Genomic DNA, 15,988 nt, shown 5'->3' on the forward strand with positions numbered 1-15,988 from the left:
TAATCAATGCTTACCGAAAGTTACTATATAATCACATATGCGAATATATTGTATACTAATAAACTATAGTTTGGAACAAAGATTTGGTGTTATTTGGATAATGGTTCAATAGCATGAAGATAAACTTGAAGCTATTGTATTGGCTAGTCATTCTATGAAAACTGAATAAATCATTATAAATAATCTTTTATGATGATGAGATATATTGCACTGACTATGTATTGACCTTTGAGAAAGGTAAATTTATCTCAATTATTATTTAGCTGAAGATGACAACGAGTTTATTAGCAGTAATATGTAGCTATCTCACCATATATGCTTCATCTTAAATACTTAGTAAAGGTGGTGTTTTTTCTTTAACTTAAATACATGAGATAAAGTCAACTTATAATTTTGTAAATCTACTATGAATTGGAACAATCGTATTATTTAATAAATTGTATTTCAAATCCCGTTGTTATTTTAGAAATTAAAACACAAAAAAAGCCAACCATTGAAAACAATGATTGGCTTTTCTGTATTACTACTATGTTTGGTCGGAACGGCAGGATTTGAACCTGCGACCACCACACCCCCAGTGTGGTGCGCTACCAGACTGCGCTACGCCCCGAATGACTGACTATTTTACGCAAAATTAGGCATATTGCAAGAGCTATTTGTTTTGCTTAAAATTTACAACACATTTCTACGTACTATAGTTAGTATGACAGATTTGCCATTCGTCTTAATCCAGCAGCTCTTTTAAAATTTGATTGACTTGCTGCGGGTTGGCACTACCGCGACTGGCTTTCATGACTTGGCCGACCAGACCATTAAAGGCTTTTTGCTTACCGCCTTTATACTCATCTACCATCGTTTGATTGTTTGCAATGACGTCTTCAACCATGGCCTTAATGGCGCCCGTATCGGTTTCTTGCTTAAGTCCTTTTTCTTTGATGATTTTATCTGCTGCGTCATCATCGTTGCCGCCCGCGCGTTCATATAAGGCACTAAAGACTTTCTTAGCCAATTTGCCAGATAGAGTGTCGTCTTTGATACGCTCCAGCATACCAGCCAATTGCTTAGCGCTGATAGGGGAGTCAACGATGTCTTTATCATCTTTATTCAATGCACCCAGCAGCTCGCCCATGACCCAGTTGCCGGCCATCTTCGCATCTTGCTGCCCGATCTCTGCGACTACATCTTCAAAATAATCGGCAAGCTGGCGGCTACCGGTCAATATACGAGCATCGTACTCTGACAGACCGAGCGCTTCTTCAAAACGCGCACGTCGAGCAACAGGTAGCTCAGGCATTGCCGCTTTAATCTCATCAATCGTATGCTGCTCAATACGTACTGGCAGCAAGTCAGGGTCAGGGAAGTAGCGATAGTCGTTGGCGTCCTCTTTGGTACGCATGGTACGCGTTTCATCGCGCTCTGGATCATAGAGCATCGTTGCTTGCACGACTTGACCGCCATCCTCGATGATATCGATTTGACGCTCGATTTCGCGATTGATGGCACGTTCGATAAAGCGGAACGAGTTTAGGTTTTTCAGCTCAGTTCGTGTGCCAAGCTCGTCGCCTGGTTTACGCACAGAGACGTTACAGTCACAGCGAAATGAGCCTTCTGCCATGACAGCATCTGAGATGCCAAGCCACGTAACCAGCTGATGAATGGCTTTTATATAAGCAAGTGCTTCGTGAGCAGAGCGCATGTCTGGCTCAGAGACAATTTCGACCAGCGGCGTACCCGCACGGTTTAGATCGACGCCCGTCATACCATCGACAGCATCATGTACGGATTTACCAGCGTCTTCTTCTAAATGCGCGCGTGTGATACCCATGCGTTTTGGGTACTCGTTTTTCTCGCCTTCATTCACCACCACATCGATATAACCTTTGCCAACGATAGGGTGGACCATCTGGGTAATCTGGTAGCCTTTAGGTAAATCAGGGTAAAAATAGTTTTTGCGATCAAAAGTGTTGAATAACCCCAGCTCAGCATTGACACCAATGCCAAATTTTAGGGCACGATCGACCACTCCAGCATTTAAAACTGGCAAAACACCAGGCAGACCCAAATCGACGATGCTGGCCTGGCTATTTGGCTCATGACCGAAGTCGGTCGGTGCGCTCGAGAATAACTTGCTTTCGGTATTTAGCTGACAATGAATCTCAATCCCGATCACCACCTCGTAACCATCGACGAGCAATTCTTTGCGAACTGCAAATTCTGTCATTTCCATTATAAAATCCTATCAAAAATTAAAATAAATAATCGTTAAGCTATAAAGTTATAGTCGTGACTTACTATCATTATTTGCAATAAATTTTTCGTAGCTTATCCTGCTTTTCGCTACTTTTTGCTTCGAAATTTACGATAATACAAGTTCCCTTAAGCTCGAACAAAACAGTGCTTCGCTTTTCCTCAATCAAGGCTAAACGATCTTGTTATGGCAGACTTCACTATTTTCTAGTGCCAATAATTAGTACTCGTAAATCAAGCCATTCATCTTTAGGAAGCGTAGGGAACACTTTACAATTCTCACTAGCATTTCCGTCTTTTTACAATGGCTATAATAGTGTGCGAAAACCAGACTGTAACTGCTTAAATAGCAAGCTTTAGTGATGGTTCTGCATCTGCGTATAGGTATCTGCAAATATCTCACTACTCCCGCCACTTTGATAAAAAGCAGAAATAACATAGCTCATCAAAATTCTAAACTTACCTTGACTGTACAAGCTACTTACCAAAGGTTCAGCTTGTTTAGCATCCCCCTCTATAAAGCCGTAAGGGGCAATAATCTTTTCAAACTTATCGTAAAACGTCTGAAAAAAACTTGGCGTGTCCTCAAAGTTTTCATCAAAAAAGGTTTCCAAGTTTTTAAGATCTGTCTTTAAAGTTAGAGCTTGATTATCATCTAAGCGATAGTCTTGCTTCATCATGTTAAGAAAACTCATTGTATATCTCCAGTGAAGCTAAAAGTGGAGTCAAATTTTTGCGCATATTATACGGTAAGTTATTTGACTATAACGGAGTATTAAACCGCCTTCTCGGCGATAGCAGAAGATTGCAAATGGTGATCTGTATGCTGCTGGAATAAATGCGCGGTAGCCAACAGCTTACTTTCTTGCCAATATTGACCAATCAATTGCAAGCCAATAGGTAAGCCCTCTGAGGTCAAACCAACTGGCTGACTGAGTGCAGGTAGACCGGCCAAGTTAACCGCGATGGTGTAGACATCACCTAAGTACATCGTTGCAGGATCAAGGTCTTCACTAAGTTTGTAAGCTGCCGTTGGAGAGGTTGGGCTGGCAATCACATCACAATCGGCAAATGCTTCATCGAAATCTTGTACGATTAAGCGGCGTATTCTTTGTGCTTTTGTATAATAAGCATCAAAATAACCTGCAGACAATGCATAGGTACCCGTCAAGATACGACGTTGTACTTCAGGACCAAAACCTTCAGAGCGTGAGCGTGTATATAGATCGACTAGATCGGTTGGGTTTTCACAGCGATAGCCAAAGCGTACGCCATCGAAGCGCGAGAGGTTAGATGATGCTTCGGCAGGCGCTAGCATGTAGTAGGTGGCAAGGGTGATCTCAGGATCAGTAATGTTCACCTCTACAATGGTTGCGCCCAGATCTTCATACTGTTTGAGAGCCGCACGGACCGCTTGTTCGACCTCGCTATCAAGCCCTTCACTGAAGTATTCTTTTGCGACACCGATACGTAGACCATCAAAGGGCTTGTCACCGGCGGCTGCCTCTGCATCATTAAGGTCTTGTACGTAATCAGGCATATCATATTTGATAGAGGTTGCATCACGCGGATCATGACCGATCATCGGCTGTAGTAGATACGCGCAGTCTTTGGCGCTACGACCCATGCTACCGGCTTGGTCAAGACTTGAGGCGTAGGCGATCATACCGAAGCGCGATACACGGCCATAAGTGGGCTTGATACCTGTCAAGCCGCAAAATGATGCAGGCTGACGAATAGAGCCTCCAGTATCACTACCTGTTGCCACTGGCACAAAACCTGCGGCGACAGCGGCGGCACTACCACCAGATGAGCCGCCAGGGACACGCTCTAGGTTCCAGGGATTTTGTACGGTCCCATAGTATGAGCTACTGTTGTCTGAGCCCATCGCAAACTCGTCCATATTGAGCTTACCTAAGCTAATCATGCCCGCTTTATCGATGTTGGAGACGATAGTGGCGTTATAAGGTGAGACAAAGTTATGAAGCATTTTAGAACCACAAGTGGTCAGTACGCCTTGGGTACAAAAGATGTCTTTATGCGCCATTGGCACCCCGAGCAGACGTCTTTTATCGCCTTGTGCTCGCATCTCATCAGCTGCCTGTGCTTGGGCGCGTGCCGTCTCAGAGGTTCGTGTGATAAAACTATTAATCTTGCCATCTAGCGCGTCAATGCGCTTGATATAATGGTCAGTCAGCTCAAGGCTGCTAAATTGTTTGTCTTGTAAGCCTGTGACAAGCTGCTGGGTACTCAATAGATGAAGTTCAGACATAAGGTGTCGTCCGTCAAAATGTTAATAGCATAAAATGTAAGAAAATAAACGTAAATATCAGTACAGCGGACTATTCAATGACCTGCGGTACCAGATATAGTCCATCTTCTACAGCGGGCGCAACTGACTGATTACGTGCACGATTGATATCGTGTTTTGCCACGTCAGTGCGCAACTCTTGGCAAGCCTCATGAATATTTGATAGAGGTTTGACACCATCTGTATCGACGTTACCAAGAGTTTGCATAAGGGTTAGCACCTTACTGATATCGTCAGCGTAACTGCTCGCCGTACTTGCATCGACACCTAAACGGGCCAAATTGGCAACTTCTAAAATTTCTTCACGACTAACATTGCTGTCGGACGTTGCAGGTTGCTGTGACATAATTTCTCCAGTTAAAGACAGTTTTTGTTAGAGTAGGTATATGACTACTAAAATAATATCGTATATAGAGTAAGTTTATTATAAAGCATCTGGCCTAAGTTTACAGAGCGCTGTGTTAGATTGCTGCATAATCACAAACAACTGGTACTGTGACGATACAGTTATTGATTTATTTTCAATTGCCTAACAATTAACTTGCTAAATACGGTAAAGTAGCCGCACATTGTTTGGCGAAAGTACGATATAGCGATAAACGCTATTGAAAAATCACTTAATTGATTTATTAGGGTCTATTTTTTGATTAAATAATACTTACTTTACAGTGTAAATAACGATGTTTTTTTGAGACTAAATCGGTATAATTTATCTCACTTTTAGTTTCTAGTCAGTATTGCATGATTCAAACCTATCGCAAAGATACGTTTTTGTTTGTTTGAGTCTTTAACCGCTCTCTACTTGATACTAATAAGCATCGCCTCAGTCATCTCATTTGTAAGCCGCTGGATATATTAATGAACCCGTTTGGATTTTTATCGAATAATATCGCTATCGACCTTGGTACTGCGAACACCTTAATTTTTATTCCTAATAAAGGGGTAGTGCTCGATGAGCCTACGGTGGTCGCCTTACGTAGCAACCGTACGCAAAACCCGACCGTCGCTGCTGTTGGTCTTGATGCCAAGCAAATGCTTGGACGTACTCCTGCCAATATTACTGCCATTCGTCCATTGAAAGACGGGGTCATCGCTGACTTTGAAGTCACCCAAAAGATGCTAAAGCATTTTATTGCCAAAGTAAAAGCCAAACGTTTTATGGCACAGCCCAATGTCGTGGTTTGCGTACCTTGTAAGTCGACTCTGGTTGAGCGAAAGGCTATTCGTGAAGCAGTGTCATCAGCGGGCGCTAACAAAGTACTGCTATTAGAAGAGCCGATGGCCGCAGCTATCGGTGCAGGAATGCCGGTTCATGAGGCCAGTGGTTCGATGGTCGTCGATATCGGTGGCGGTACCACTGAGATTGCTGTTATCGCACTGTCTGGCTGTGTGTATGCCGAGTCGATCCGCATTGGCGGTGATATGTTTGATGACGCGATTATTACTCATGTACGCCGTACCCATGGTTGTGTGATTGGTGAGACAACCGCCGAACGTATCAAGCAGGAAGTGGGCTCGGCGCTCAACGAAGAGAGCAACTTAGAAGTAGAAGTCCGTGGCCGTAGTATGGCAGAAGGCGTACCTAAGACGTTTATCATCAATTCAGAAGAAATCCAAAAAGCATTAAGCGATCCGCTAAGTGGTATCGTCAGTGCAGTAAAAGCTGCACTTGAACAAACCCCGCCTGAGTTGTCATCAGATATCGCCGAGCGCGGTATTGTCCTAACTGGGGGTGGTGCATTATTACGTGATTTGGATAAGCTTATTTCAAAAGAGACTGGTCTACCAGTTACTGTTGCAGAAGACCCCCTTACTTGTGTCAGTCGTGGTGGCGGTATTGCGCTTGATTTTATTAATAACAAAAGCTTAAATATGATTTTTGTATAAAGCTTTTATAAGCGCTTTGGTTACTTGCAATAGTGATTCTGGTCACTTGTAGATAATAAACCTAGGCTAAAATGAATCACTGAACAAAGGCGGTCAATATGGCTGCCTTTGTTGTATCAACAACTAGCATACGCCATTATGTTCGCGCATAATAGCTTTATACCCCGCGCTGGGTACCGATCAAATTAGATGCCCTATGATCCCAAGTATTTTTGCTCGTCAGCCACTCGCACTTCGTAAAACTGCTATTGTATTAATAGTGGCGTTAATTATCATGTGGTTTGATAGCAAAAATCCGGAGTTGTTTAAACCTGTCCGTAGTATTAGTCATGCTGCCATGCAGCCTATCTATGAATTTTCTTTATTACCAAGCTATGCTGAACACTGGGCACGCGGTAGCATACAATCAAAAGAAGCTTTACGCCGCCAAAACGTACAATTAAAGTCGCAACTGATTCATGCAAAAGCAAAGCTTCAGCAGCAAGATTATATCTTGGCGCAAAATGCCCGCTTACAAGGTATCTTATCAACGACCAAGCCTGATTTGTTTGATTTAAATTTAGCACAAGTGATTGGCACCGATACCAATTTACTCAAACAGATCGTAGTGCTCAATAAAGGCGCGCAAGATGGTGTTCAAGTGGGGCAAACGGTGATTGATGAAAATGGTATTTTAGGGCAAATTATCAATGTCTATCCCAATACCAGCCGCTTGTTACTCATCACAGACGAGCAGCAATCAGTTGCTGTAACCATCAAGCGTACTGGTCAACGTGCCATTGTCACCGGTGCAGGTATTCCAACCTCACTGAGCCTTAATTACGTATTCAAAACCTCGGATATACGTATTGGCGACGAGCTAGTATCTTCCGGTTTAGGCGGCCGTATTCCAGCGGGCTATCGTGTCGGCCGTATTACCCGCATTACAGACACTCAAGCCGACAATTTTAGAACGATTGAGGTATCACCTGCTGCCAACTTTGTTGATAATGCTTATGTGCTTATCTTACAAGATAAGGTGACGTATACTGACACCGAATTACCACTACCTGCCAGTCGTTAATCAATCGTTAAGGCAAGCATTCATGGCACTTTCAAACTCTGAGCATTCATCTAGTAAGATGCTTATCGCAATCATATTGAGTTTTGTGGTTGCCTCATCACCTAGTGTCTATCCACTAAGCCCAAGCATGGCAGCTTTACGTCCCATGATCTTAATGATGGTATTGATATTTTGGTTGTTGTTTCAGCCGCGATATGTTGGAGTCTTTACCGCCTTTGTGGTTGGTATTATTGCTGATTTGTTGATGGATACTCATCTTGGACAGCAAGCATTTGCAGCAGTCGTCATGGTGTTGGCACTTAGGGTTTGCAGTCTTCAAGTTAAGCAGTTAAATACATTTAGCGCCTGGTTTTTAGCAGCTATTGGGTTGATTGTTTTTCAGCTTACTCTATGGATATTACAATTGATGACTCAAAGTTTATTCATCGCACAGTCAGGATTGTCTTTGTTGATGAGCATCTTAAGCTGGCCTCTCATACTGTTAATATTGCGTGGATTTACGCGTTAGATGATTCATACGTCAGTTTTTGCACAGCATTTAATTTAAGAATAATAAGTCCTGACAATAATAAGAGGGTAGTAATGACTATTATATTGGCGTCTGGTTCGCTGCGTCGTCGTAAGCTTCTGAGCGATGCCAAGCTCGAGCTTGATGTCATGAGCGTTGATATTGATGAGACTCCCAACGACAATGAGTCTCCAAAAGAGTATATTCAACGCATGATTGCGGCCAAGGCTGACGCAGCTATCGTGCAACTAAAGACAAATTATCGTCATGACTCTTTCAAATCATGCAAACTTGCCACATCATTTATTGTTCTAACAGCTGATACTATCGGTGTATTACCTGATGGTCACACAGTTCTTGTCAAGCCAGCAGATCGCGCTCATGCCTACCGCATGTGGCAGCAAATGTCTGATAGCTCTCATCAAGTATGGACTGCCGTACAAGCAACCTTAGTATCATTCGCTGACGAAGTAAAAGAGCTAAACGACAGACCATTAAAAGCTGTCTGGCAAAAACAAATCATTGAATCGACAGATGTCACCTTTGTTCCTTTAACACAAAATATGATGCGTGATTATTGGGACAGTGGCGAGCCTGCTGACAAGGCAGGGGGTTATGCTATTCAAGGTTTAGCGGCTGCTTGGGTGACGCGTATCAATGGTAGCTATACCAATGTCGTGGGCTTACCGTTGGCGCAAACGTTAGAATTAATCGATGAAGCAGCTAAGGTCCAAAAATCTAAGAATAAACAAACATAAAGACTGTTTATAAGGTAGATGTAAAAGTAAGCAGACACATAATGACACGGCAGGGTAGTGGGCACCATGATGGGACATTTGTTAGACTGTGATTTCAATATTAATAAGTACCATAAGTAATAAATAAGAGAAAAAATATGTCTGAAGAGCTGCTAATGAATATCAGCCCAATGGAATGCCGCGTGGCTGTTCTAGATAATGGCGTGCTCGGTGAGATTTATATAGAGCGCCATCATAAATTGGGTTTGGTTGGTAATATTTATCTGGGAACGGTTGTCCGCGTGTTGCCTGGTATGCAGGCGGCATTTGTTGATATCGGTCAATCACGAACCGCATTTTTACATGTTAATGATATGCAACGTGAGCCGCGCCCAGTCGTCGAAAATAAAAATACCATAGTTGACGATGATAACCATAAACAAACTGCCGCTACGGGGGCTAGTCCAGTTGCAGATACTATGGAAGGCTTGGCCGTCACGCCACCTGTGGTCAGAACGCGCAGTACAGAGGTGATTCCTGTTACTAAAACACTTATCCAGCATCGTCTGCACGAAGGTCAACGTATCCTTGTACAAGTAACCAAAGATCAGCTAGGGAGTAAAGGCGCACGCTTGACTACCAATATCTCATTACCATCACGGTATCTTGTGTATCTGCCATCAAGCGATCATGTTGGCATCTCTCAACGTATTGATAGCGAAGATGAGCGTACTCGCTTAAAGACTGAGCTGACAAGTTTGATGCAGACAGTCAGTTTAAAAGGTGGTTTGATCGCTCGTACCGCTGCTGAGCGCGTACCTGTGAACAAACTTGAAGAAGATATTTATTACCTTGTCCAGCTGTGGCGAACTATTTGTGCGCGTCGCCAAGAGATAAATCATCATCAAAGCTCTGAGCTTATTTATCAAGAGTTATCGTTACCACTGCGCTCGATACGTGACTTGGTTCATGCTGATACTGAAAAAGTCATTATCGATAATGCGCAAGTTTATGAGCAAGTACGATATTTTGCCAAAGAGTTTGTGCCTTTTGTATATGAGCGAATCGTACATTATACCGCCGAGCCAGCGTTGTTCGACGTGCACCGTGTCGAGGACGACCTACGCGATGCCTTAAAACGCCGTGTCGATCTAAAATCTGGTGGCTATCTTATCATTGATCAGACAGAGGCAATGACCACTATCGATGTCAACACCGGCTCTTTCGTTGGCGGCCGCTCACTAGAAGATACTGTCTACAAGACCAACCTTGAAGCCACGCATGCCATTGCTCGCCAACTGCGTCTGCGTAATTTAGGTGGTATTATCATACTAGACTTCATTGATATGTTAGAACAAGAACATAAAAATGATGTATTAACAAGTCTGCAAGAACAACTGGCACAAGACTATGCTAAAACCAATATCACTCAAGTGAGTGAGCTAGGCCTCGTTGAAATGACGCGTAAGCGTACGCGTGAGTCTTTAGGTCAGCAACTGTGTGAGCCTTGTTCAACTTGTCAAGGTCGCGGGTTTGTCAAAACAGCTGAAACGGTTTGTTTTGAGATATTTCGTGAAATGATGCGCTGTGCTCGTACTTATAATTCACCAAAGAAGTTTACCGTCGTGGCTCATGCTGCAGTTATTGATTTATTGCTAACCTCAGAAGCAGATACCGTTGCAGATCTTGAGTATTTGTTAGGACGAGTGATTACATTTGAAGTAGAAAACCTATATACCCAAGAACAATATGATATTGTTTTAGATTGAATATGGTTTAAAGTAAGACTTCATTTTCCCATAATTTGAAAACGATGCTTTCTTAAGAGGCCTTTTTACAAGAGACTTGCAATCAGATAAATACTCTGTATAATACACACCACTGAATTATATACGCGCAGCTAATAAAACAGCCAGCGCTATGACAGCTAGAGCATCGTTTCTAGCACTATTTCATTATGCCTTTGCTGACCTCTATATGAATAGGAGGGTTGGCGGGGCTTTAAACTATTTTGCTTTTAGCACGCTATAAGTTCCGCTAAAGAACTCATTCTGGTTAAGAACAGAAGGCCGCTTTAAGTGAATATTTAACCAAACGGCTTTTGCTCATTTACTTGCAAAGCAAGAATGACAAGAGCACATATTAGGAGCTTGCTGGCATGGCTAACCAGAGAATCCGTATCCGTCTTAAGTCTTTTGATCATCGTTTGATTGATCAATCTGCACAAGAGATCGTTGATACTGCAAAGCGCACCGGTGCGCAAGTTTGTGGTCCTGTACCGTTGCCGACTCGCATTGAGCGCTTCAACGTTCTAACTTCGCCACACGTCAATAAAGACGCACGTGATCAGTACGAAATCCGTACTCATAAGCGTATGGTTGACATTGTTCAGCCTACTGACAAAACTGTGGACGCGTTAATGAAGTTAGACTTAGCGGCGGGCGTTGACGTTCAAATTGCTTTGGGTTAATGCATATTAAACGCCCAACTCATTAATATAAGATATAAAGAGGTCTAAAATGGCGATCGGTTTAGTCGGTAAAAAATGCGGCATGACCCGTATCTTCACTGAAACAGGTGCCTCTATCCCTGTAACAGTGATTGAGGTTAGTGCAAACCGCATTACTCAATTAAAAAATACTGATGTAGATGGCTATCAAGCCATTCAAATCACCACAGGTACTCGTCGTGACAGCCGCGTAACAGCCGCACAGAAAGGTCACTTCGCAAAAGCTGGCGTAAAAGCTGGTCGTGGTGTTTGGGAATTTCGTGCCAATGATAGCGATCTTGAAGGTCGTGAGATTGGTGGTGAGATCCTAGCTGACTTGTTCGAACAAGGTCAGATGGTTGATGTCACAGGACAGAGTAAAGGTAAAGGCTTTCAAGGCGGCGTAAAGCGTCACAACTTTAGCATGCAAGATGCCACTCATGGTAACTCAGTATCTCATCGTGCCCTTGGTTCAACTGGTCAAAACCAGTCACCAGGTAAAGTATTCAAAGGCAAAAAGATGCCAGGTCAGATGGGTAACAAACGTGTCACCGTTCAAGGCCTAGAAGTGGTTTCGGTTGATGCCGAAAAAGGGTTACTTGTCATCAAGGGTGCTATCCCAGGTGCCACCGGTGGCGACGTTATCGTACGTCCGTCAATCAAAGCCTAAGCAAGGGGATTAACGTGGATTTAAAAACAGTTACAGGTGCGGCGGTTGAGCTTTCTGATACGGCTTTTGGTCGTGAATTCAACGAAGCATTAGTGCATCAAGTCGTCACTGCATATCTTGCAGGTGCTCGTCAAGGTACACGTGCGCAAAAGACCCGTGCCGAAGTTTCTGGCGGTGGTATTAAGCCATGGCGCCAAAAAGGTACTGGTCGCGCTCGTGCAGGTTCTATTCGTAGCCCAATCTGGCGTTCTGGTGGTCGTGCATTCGCGGCAAAACCACAAGACTGGTCACAGAAAGTTAACCGCAAAATGTATCGCGGTGCTATGCAGTGCATCCTAGCCGAATTGGTACGTCAAGAGCGTCTGATTTTGGTTGAAGAATTGACTTTGTCTGCACCTAAGACCAAAGAGCTGATCGCAAAGTTAAGTGATTTAAATGCACCTCGTGCACTTATCGTTACTAAAGAAGTTGACGAAAACTTATACTTAGCTGCTCGCAATATCCCACATGTCAATGTACTTGGTACATCTGAAGTGGATCCAGTGAGTTTGATTGCTTTTGATAAAGTGATCATGTCAGTTGAAGCTGCGAAACAATTTGAGGAAGCACTAGCATGAATAACGCAAGACTTTATCAGGTCTTAAGAGGGCCTGTCTTCTCAGAAAAATCTCAAATGCTTGGTGACTCACTTGGTGTACAGGTATTTAAAGTTGACTCTAATGCTACTAAGCTTGAAGTCAAAAAAGCAGTTGAGTTGATGTTTGAAGGTGTTGAAGTTACTAAAGTGAACACTTTGAATGTTAAAGGTAAGACAAAGCGTTTTGGTAAAAGCATTGGCCGTCGTAATGACTTTAAAAAAGCCTATGTTACCTTAAAAGCTGGTCAAGATGTACAAATGGCTGATGCTGGTGAAGAAGTTGCAAGCGCGACTGACTCTACTAGTGAAACAGCGAACAACGAATAAGGATTACAATCATGCCTATCGTAAAAGCAAAGCCAACATCACCAGGCCGTCGTTTTGTTGAAAAAGTGGTGCATCCACACCTTTACAAAGGTCGTCCTTATGCAGCACTTGTCGAATCAAAAAGTAAGTCAGGTGGTCGTAATAACAATGGTCGCATAACGACTCGCCACGTTGGCGGTGGTCATAAGCATCATTATCGTATTATTGACTTTAAGCGTACTAAAGACAATATTCCAGCAACGGTAGAGCGTATCGAATACGATCCTAACCGTACTGCACATATTGCATTACTAAAATATGCTGATGGCGAACGTCGTTACATCATCGCTGCTAAAAAACAAGCAGTTGGTGACACTGTAATGTCAGGTGAAACTTCACCAATTCGTCCAGGTAACTGCCTACCGCTTAAAAACATCCCATTGGGTACTGTGATTCACAATATCGAGCTTAAAATCGGTAAAGGTGCACAGATGGCTCGTTCTGCGGGTGCTAGTGTTCAGTTGCTAGGTCGTGATGGTATTTATGCGATTCTTCGTCTACGTTCTGGTGAAACTCGCCGTGTACACGTTAATTGCCGTGCAGTTATCGGTGAAGTCTCTAACACTGAAAACAACCTGAAATCACTTGGTAAAGCTGGTGCTTCACGTTGGCGCGGTGTTCGTCCTACGGTTCGTGGTGTTGCGATGAACCCGGTTGATCACCCACATGGTGGTGGTGAAGGCCGTAATAAAGGTCGCCATCCAACCAGCCCTTGGGGTCAGAAGTCTAAAGGACTGAAAACGCGTCACAATAAGCGTACTGACAGTATGATCATTCGTCGCCGTCGCGCCAAGAAGAAATAAAGGAAGAATCTCATGCCTCGTTCATTGAAAAAAGGTCCATTCATAGACGCGCATCTGTTTGCTAAAGTTGAGAATGCTATTGACACCAACTCACGCAAACCCATTAAAACTTGGTCGCGCCGCTCGATGATTCTGCCACAAATGGTTGGCCTAACTTTGTCTGTTCACAATGGCCGTACTCATGTACCGGTTATCGTGAGTGAGCAGATGGTTGGTCATAAACTAGGTGAATTTGCCCCGACTCGTACGTATCGTGGTCACGGCATTGACAAAAAAGCTAAGAGATAAGGTGCTTACCATGGAAGTAACTGCAAAATTACGCGGTGCCGCCATATCGGCACAAAAAGTTAGACTCGTTGCTGATGAAGTTCGCGGCAAATCTATTGAGCGTGCTTTGGATATCCTAACGTATAGCAATAAAAAAGGCGCTGTGTTTGTTAAGAAATGCCTTAACTCAGCCATCGCCAATGCCGAACATAATCATGGCTTAGATATTGATGACTTAAGAGTCGCCACTATCTACGTTGATGAAGGCATTACGCTAAAGCGTATCCTACCACGTGCCAAAGGTCGTGCTGATCGTATCAGTAAGCGTACCTGTCACATCACTATAAAGGTAGGAGAATAAGTTATGGGTCAAAAAGTACATCCAATCGGAATTCGTCTTGGTGTTGTCAAAAAGCATAACGCAAACTGGTATGCTAACCCTAAACAATACTCAGAATACCTAATTAACGACATTCAAGTTCGTGAATATCTACGCAAAAAGCTAGACAACGCGATGATCAGCAACATTATGATCGAGCGTCCTACTGGTGCTGCTAAGATTACCATTGCTACAGCACGTCCTGGTATTGTTATCGGTAAAAAAGGCGAGGATATTGAAAGACTTCAAAAAGAGTTGACCAAAATTATGGGCGTACCTGCCCAGGTCAATATTGAAGAAATCACATCGCCTGATCTTGATGCACGTTTGGTAGCAGATGGTATTGGTAGCCAGCTTGAGCGCCGTGTTATGTTCCGTCGTGCGATGAAGCGCGCTGTACAAAACAGCATGCGTTCTGGTGCTAAAGGTATTAAAGTTGAGCTGTCTGGCCGTCTTGGCGGTGCTGAGATTGCTCGTACTGAATGGTACCGTGAAGGTCGTGTGCCATTGCATACACTCCGTGCTGATATTGACTATGCGTCAATTCGTGCAGAGACAACTTACGGCACCATTGGTGTTAAAGTTTGGATTTTCCGCGGAGAGATCCTTGACGGTATGAACAGCGTTTATAATCCCGTCAACGAAGAGAAACCTCGTGCGCCAAAACGCCGTGGTCGTGGAAACCGTCGAAACTCAGACAGAGGTTAAACTATGTTACAGCCAAAACGTACCAAGTTTCGTAAAATGCACAAAGGTCGTAACACAGGGCTCGCTCATCGTGGAAGCACCGTTGCATTCGGACAAATTGGTCTAAAATCATTGACGCGTGGTCGTATGACAGCCCGTCAAATCGAAGCAGCACGTCGTACTATTACACGTAAAATTAAGCGTGGTGGTAAAATTTGGATTCGTGTATTCCCAGACAAACCAATTACTAATAAGCCATTAGAAGTACGTATGGGTAAAGGTAAAGGTCCAGTCGAGTATTGGGTATGCGAAATCAAGCCTGGTAAAGTGCTATATGAAATCGAAGGGGTCTCAGAAGAGCTTGCTCGCGATGCCTTAACGCTTGCTGCAGCAAAGTTGCCCTTTAAAACTACCATTGTTAAGCGGACGATAATGTAATGAAGATCAGTGAATTACGTGATAAATCATTAGAAGAACTGACCCAGTTACTTGATGAAAAGCAACTTGATGCTTTCCGTATTCGTATGGCTAAAGCAACTGGACAGTTGGGTAATACCCATGAAGTCAAAGGCAATCGTCGTACGATTGCTCAGATTCAGACTTTGATTAACGAGAAACAACGAGGCGACTCATGAGCGATAACAATCAAACAGCTACTAATGCTAGCGTATTGACAGGACGAGTTGTCAGCGACAAGATGGACAAGTCCATCACGGTTTTGATTGAGCGTCTGGTTCGTCATCCTTTGTATGGCAAACAGCTTCGTCGTTCTACAAAGATCAAAGCCCATGATGAGAATAATGTTTGCCAACAAGGCGACCTTGTCCGCATCAAAGAAACGCGTCCAATCTCAAAAACTAAGTCTTGGACTTTAGTTGATGTGGTTGAAAAAGTAGAAAAAATCTAAGTAAATTGCATTAAAGGCCAGAAGCTGTTAA

Annotated in this window: 20 protein-coding genes and 1 tRNA gene; 16 read left to right on the forward strand and 5 right to left on the reverse strand. The window is 43.4% G+C overall.

Features of this window, described 5'->3' with window-relative positions; genetic code table 11:
- Positions 1–533: 533 nt before the first annotated feature.
- The 5 genes from ACS8FB_RS12115 to gatC all read right to left on the reverse strand — a co-directional run bounded on the left by ACS8FB_RS12115 (position 534) and on the right by gatC (position 4,904).
- Positions 534–610, reverse strand: a tRNA-Pro gene (locus ACS8FB_RS12115).
- 114 nt (positions 611–724) lie between these two features.
- On the reverse strand, positions 725–2,227 hold the full coding sequence (gene gatB / locus ACS8FB_RS12120) for an Asp-tRNA(Asn)/Glu-tRNA(Gln) amidotransferase subunit GatB (RefSeq protein ID WP_439263250.1): 1,503 nt from the start codon (positions 2,225–2,227) through the stop codon (positions 725–727).
- Positions 2,228–2,603: 376 nt separating this feature from the next.
- Positions 2,604–2,942, reverse strand: coding sequence for a hypothetical protein (locus ACS8FB_RS12125; RefSeq protein ID WP_439263252.1), 339 nt, complete (start codon positions 2,940–2,942; stop codon positions 2,604–2,606).
- A gap of 80 nt (positions 2,943–3,022) precedes the next feature.
- Positions 3,023–4,519 (reverse strand): Asp-tRNA(Asn)/Glu-tRNA(Gln) amidotransferase subunit GatA, encoded by a 1,497-nt coding sequence (gatA, locus tag ACS8FB_RS12130; protein ID WP_299221493.1) that lies wholly within the window; start codon positions 4,517–4,519, stop codon positions 3,023–3,025.
- A gap of 70 nt (positions 4,520–4,589) precedes the next feature.
- On the reverse strand, positions 4,590–4,904 hold the full coding sequence (gene gatC, locus ACS8FB_RS12135; RefSeq protein ID WP_299221490.1) for an Asp-tRNA(Asn)/Glu-tRNA(Gln) amidotransferase subunit GatC: 315 nt from the start codon (positions 4,902–4,904) through the stop codon (positions 4,590–4,592).
- 512 nt (positions 4,905–5,416) lie between these two features.
- Here gatC and ACS8FB_RS12140 point away from each other — a divergent pair.
- From ACS8FB_RS12140 to rpsQ, 16 genes are all read left to right on the forward strand, one after another.
- Positions 5,417–6,445, forward strand: coding sequence for a rod shape-determining protein (locus ACS8FB_RS12140; RefSeq protein ID WP_299221487.1), 1,029 nt, complete (start codon positions 5,417–5,419; stop codon positions 6,443–6,445).
- A 196-nt stretch (positions 6,446–6,641) separates the two neighbouring features.
- Positions 6,642–7,508, forward strand: a complete 867-nt coding sequence (gene mreC / locus ACS8FB_RS12145) for a rod shape-determining protein MreC (RefSeq protein WP_439263254.1) — start codon at positions 6,642–6,644, stop codon at positions 7,506–7,508.
- A gap of 22 nt (positions 7,509–7,530) precedes the next feature.
- Positions 7,531–8,016 carry a rod shape-determining protein MreD gene (gene mreD / locus ACS8FB_RS12150; protein ID WP_439263255.1) on the forward strand — a complete coding sequence of 162 codons (486 nt, stop codon included), beginning with the start codon at positions 7,531–7,533 and terminating at the stop codon, positions 8,014–8,016.
- 74 nt (positions 8,017–8,090) lie between these two features.
- Entirely contained in the window at positions 8,091–8,774 is a 684-nt protein-coding gene (locus ACS8FB_RS12155; RefSeq protein WP_439263257.1) for a Maf family protein, read from the forward strand.
- Positions 8,775–8,911: 137 nt separating this feature from the next.
- A complete protein-coding gene (locus ACS8FB_RS12160) occupies positions 8,912–10,522 on the forward strand; it encodes an Rne/Rng family ribonuclease (RefSeq protein WP_439263259.1) in 1,611 nt (536 codons plus the stop codon).
- A gap of 389 nt (positions 10,523–10,911) precedes the next feature.
- Positions 10,912–11,223, forward strand: coding sequence for a 30S ribosomal protein S10 (gene rpsJ, locus ACS8FB_RS12165; protein WP_010196670.1), 312 nt, complete (start codon positions 10,912–10,914; stop codon positions 11,221–11,223).
- A gap of 49 nt (positions 11,224–11,272) precedes the next feature.
- On the forward strand, positions 11,273–11,911 hold the full coding sequence (gene rplC / locus ACS8FB_RS12170) for a 50S ribosomal protein L3 (protein WP_058368261.1): 639 nt from the start codon (positions 11,273–11,275) through the stop codon (positions 11,909–11,911).
- A gap of 14 nt (positions 11,912–11,925) precedes the next feature.
- A complete protein-coding gene (gene rplD / locus ACS8FB_RS12175) occupies positions 11,926–12,528 on the forward strand; it encodes a 50S ribosomal protein L4 (RefSeq protein WP_299221473.1) in 603 nt (200 codons plus the stop codon).
- A complete protein-coding gene (gene rplW, locus ACS8FB_RS12180; protein WP_299221470.1) occupies positions 12,525–12,875 on the forward strand; it encodes a 50S ribosomal protein L23 in 351 nt (116 codons plus the stop codon). Before rplD ends, rplW begins: the two co-directional genes overlap by 4 nt.
- Positions 12,876–12,886: 11 nt before the next feature.
- Positions 12,887–13,717, forward strand: a complete 831-nt coding sequence (rplB, locus tag ACS8FB_RS12185) for a 50S ribosomal protein L2 (protein WP_299221467.1) — start codon at positions 12,887–12,889, stop codon at positions 13,715–13,717.
- Positions 13,718–13,729: 12 nt separating this feature from the next.
- On the forward strand, positions 13,730–14,005 hold the full coding sequence (rpsS, locus tag ACS8FB_RS12190; protein ID WP_058368265.1) for a 30S ribosomal protein S19: 276 nt from the start codon (positions 13,730–13,732) through the stop codon (positions 14,003–14,005).
- Positions 14,006–14,015: 10 nt separating this feature from the next.
- Positions 14,016–14,345: a 50S ribosomal protein L22 gene (gene rplV / locus ACS8FB_RS12195; protein WP_439263263.1), complete on the forward strand. Its 330-nt coding sequence runs from the start codon at positions 14,016–14,018 to the stop codon at positions 14,343–14,345.
- Between the two features lie 3 nt (positions 14,346–14,348).
- A complete protein-coding gene (gene rpsC, locus ACS8FB_RS12200; protein ID WP_075102273.1) occupies positions 14,349–15,071 on the forward strand; it encodes a 30S ribosomal protein S3 in 723 nt (240 codons plus the stop codon).
- A 3-nt stretch (positions 15,072–15,074) separates the two neighbouring features.
- Positions 15,075–15,488 carry a 50S ribosomal protein L16 gene (gene rplP / locus ACS8FB_RS12205; RefSeq protein WP_025644399.1) on the forward strand — a complete coding sequence of 138 codons (414 nt, stop codon included), beginning with the start codon at positions 15,075–15,077 and terminating at the stop codon, positions 15,486–15,488.
- Positions 15,488–15,685: a 50S ribosomal protein L29 gene (gene rpmC / locus ACS8FB_RS12210; RefSeq protein ID WP_299221463.1), complete on the forward strand. Its 198-nt coding sequence runs from the start codon at positions 15,488–15,490 to the stop codon at positions 15,683–15,685. Before rplP ends, rpmC begins: the two co-directional genes overlap by 1 nt.
- Complete coding sequence (gene rpsQ / locus ACS8FB_RS12215; protein ID WP_021813375.1) at positions 15,682–15,957, forward strand: 30S ribosomal protein S17; 276 nt, start codon at positions 15,682–15,684, stop codon at positions 15,955–15,957. Before rpmC ends, rpsQ begins: the two co-directional genes overlap by 4 nt.
- Positions 15,958–15,988 lie beyond the last annotated feature (31 nt).

The organism is Psychrobacter sp. 1U1, from assembly GCF_051847535.1.
Classification (GTDB): domain Bacteria; phylum Pseudomonadota; class Gammaproteobacteria; order Pseudomonadales; family Moraxellaceae; genus Psychrobacter; species Psychrobacter saeujeotis.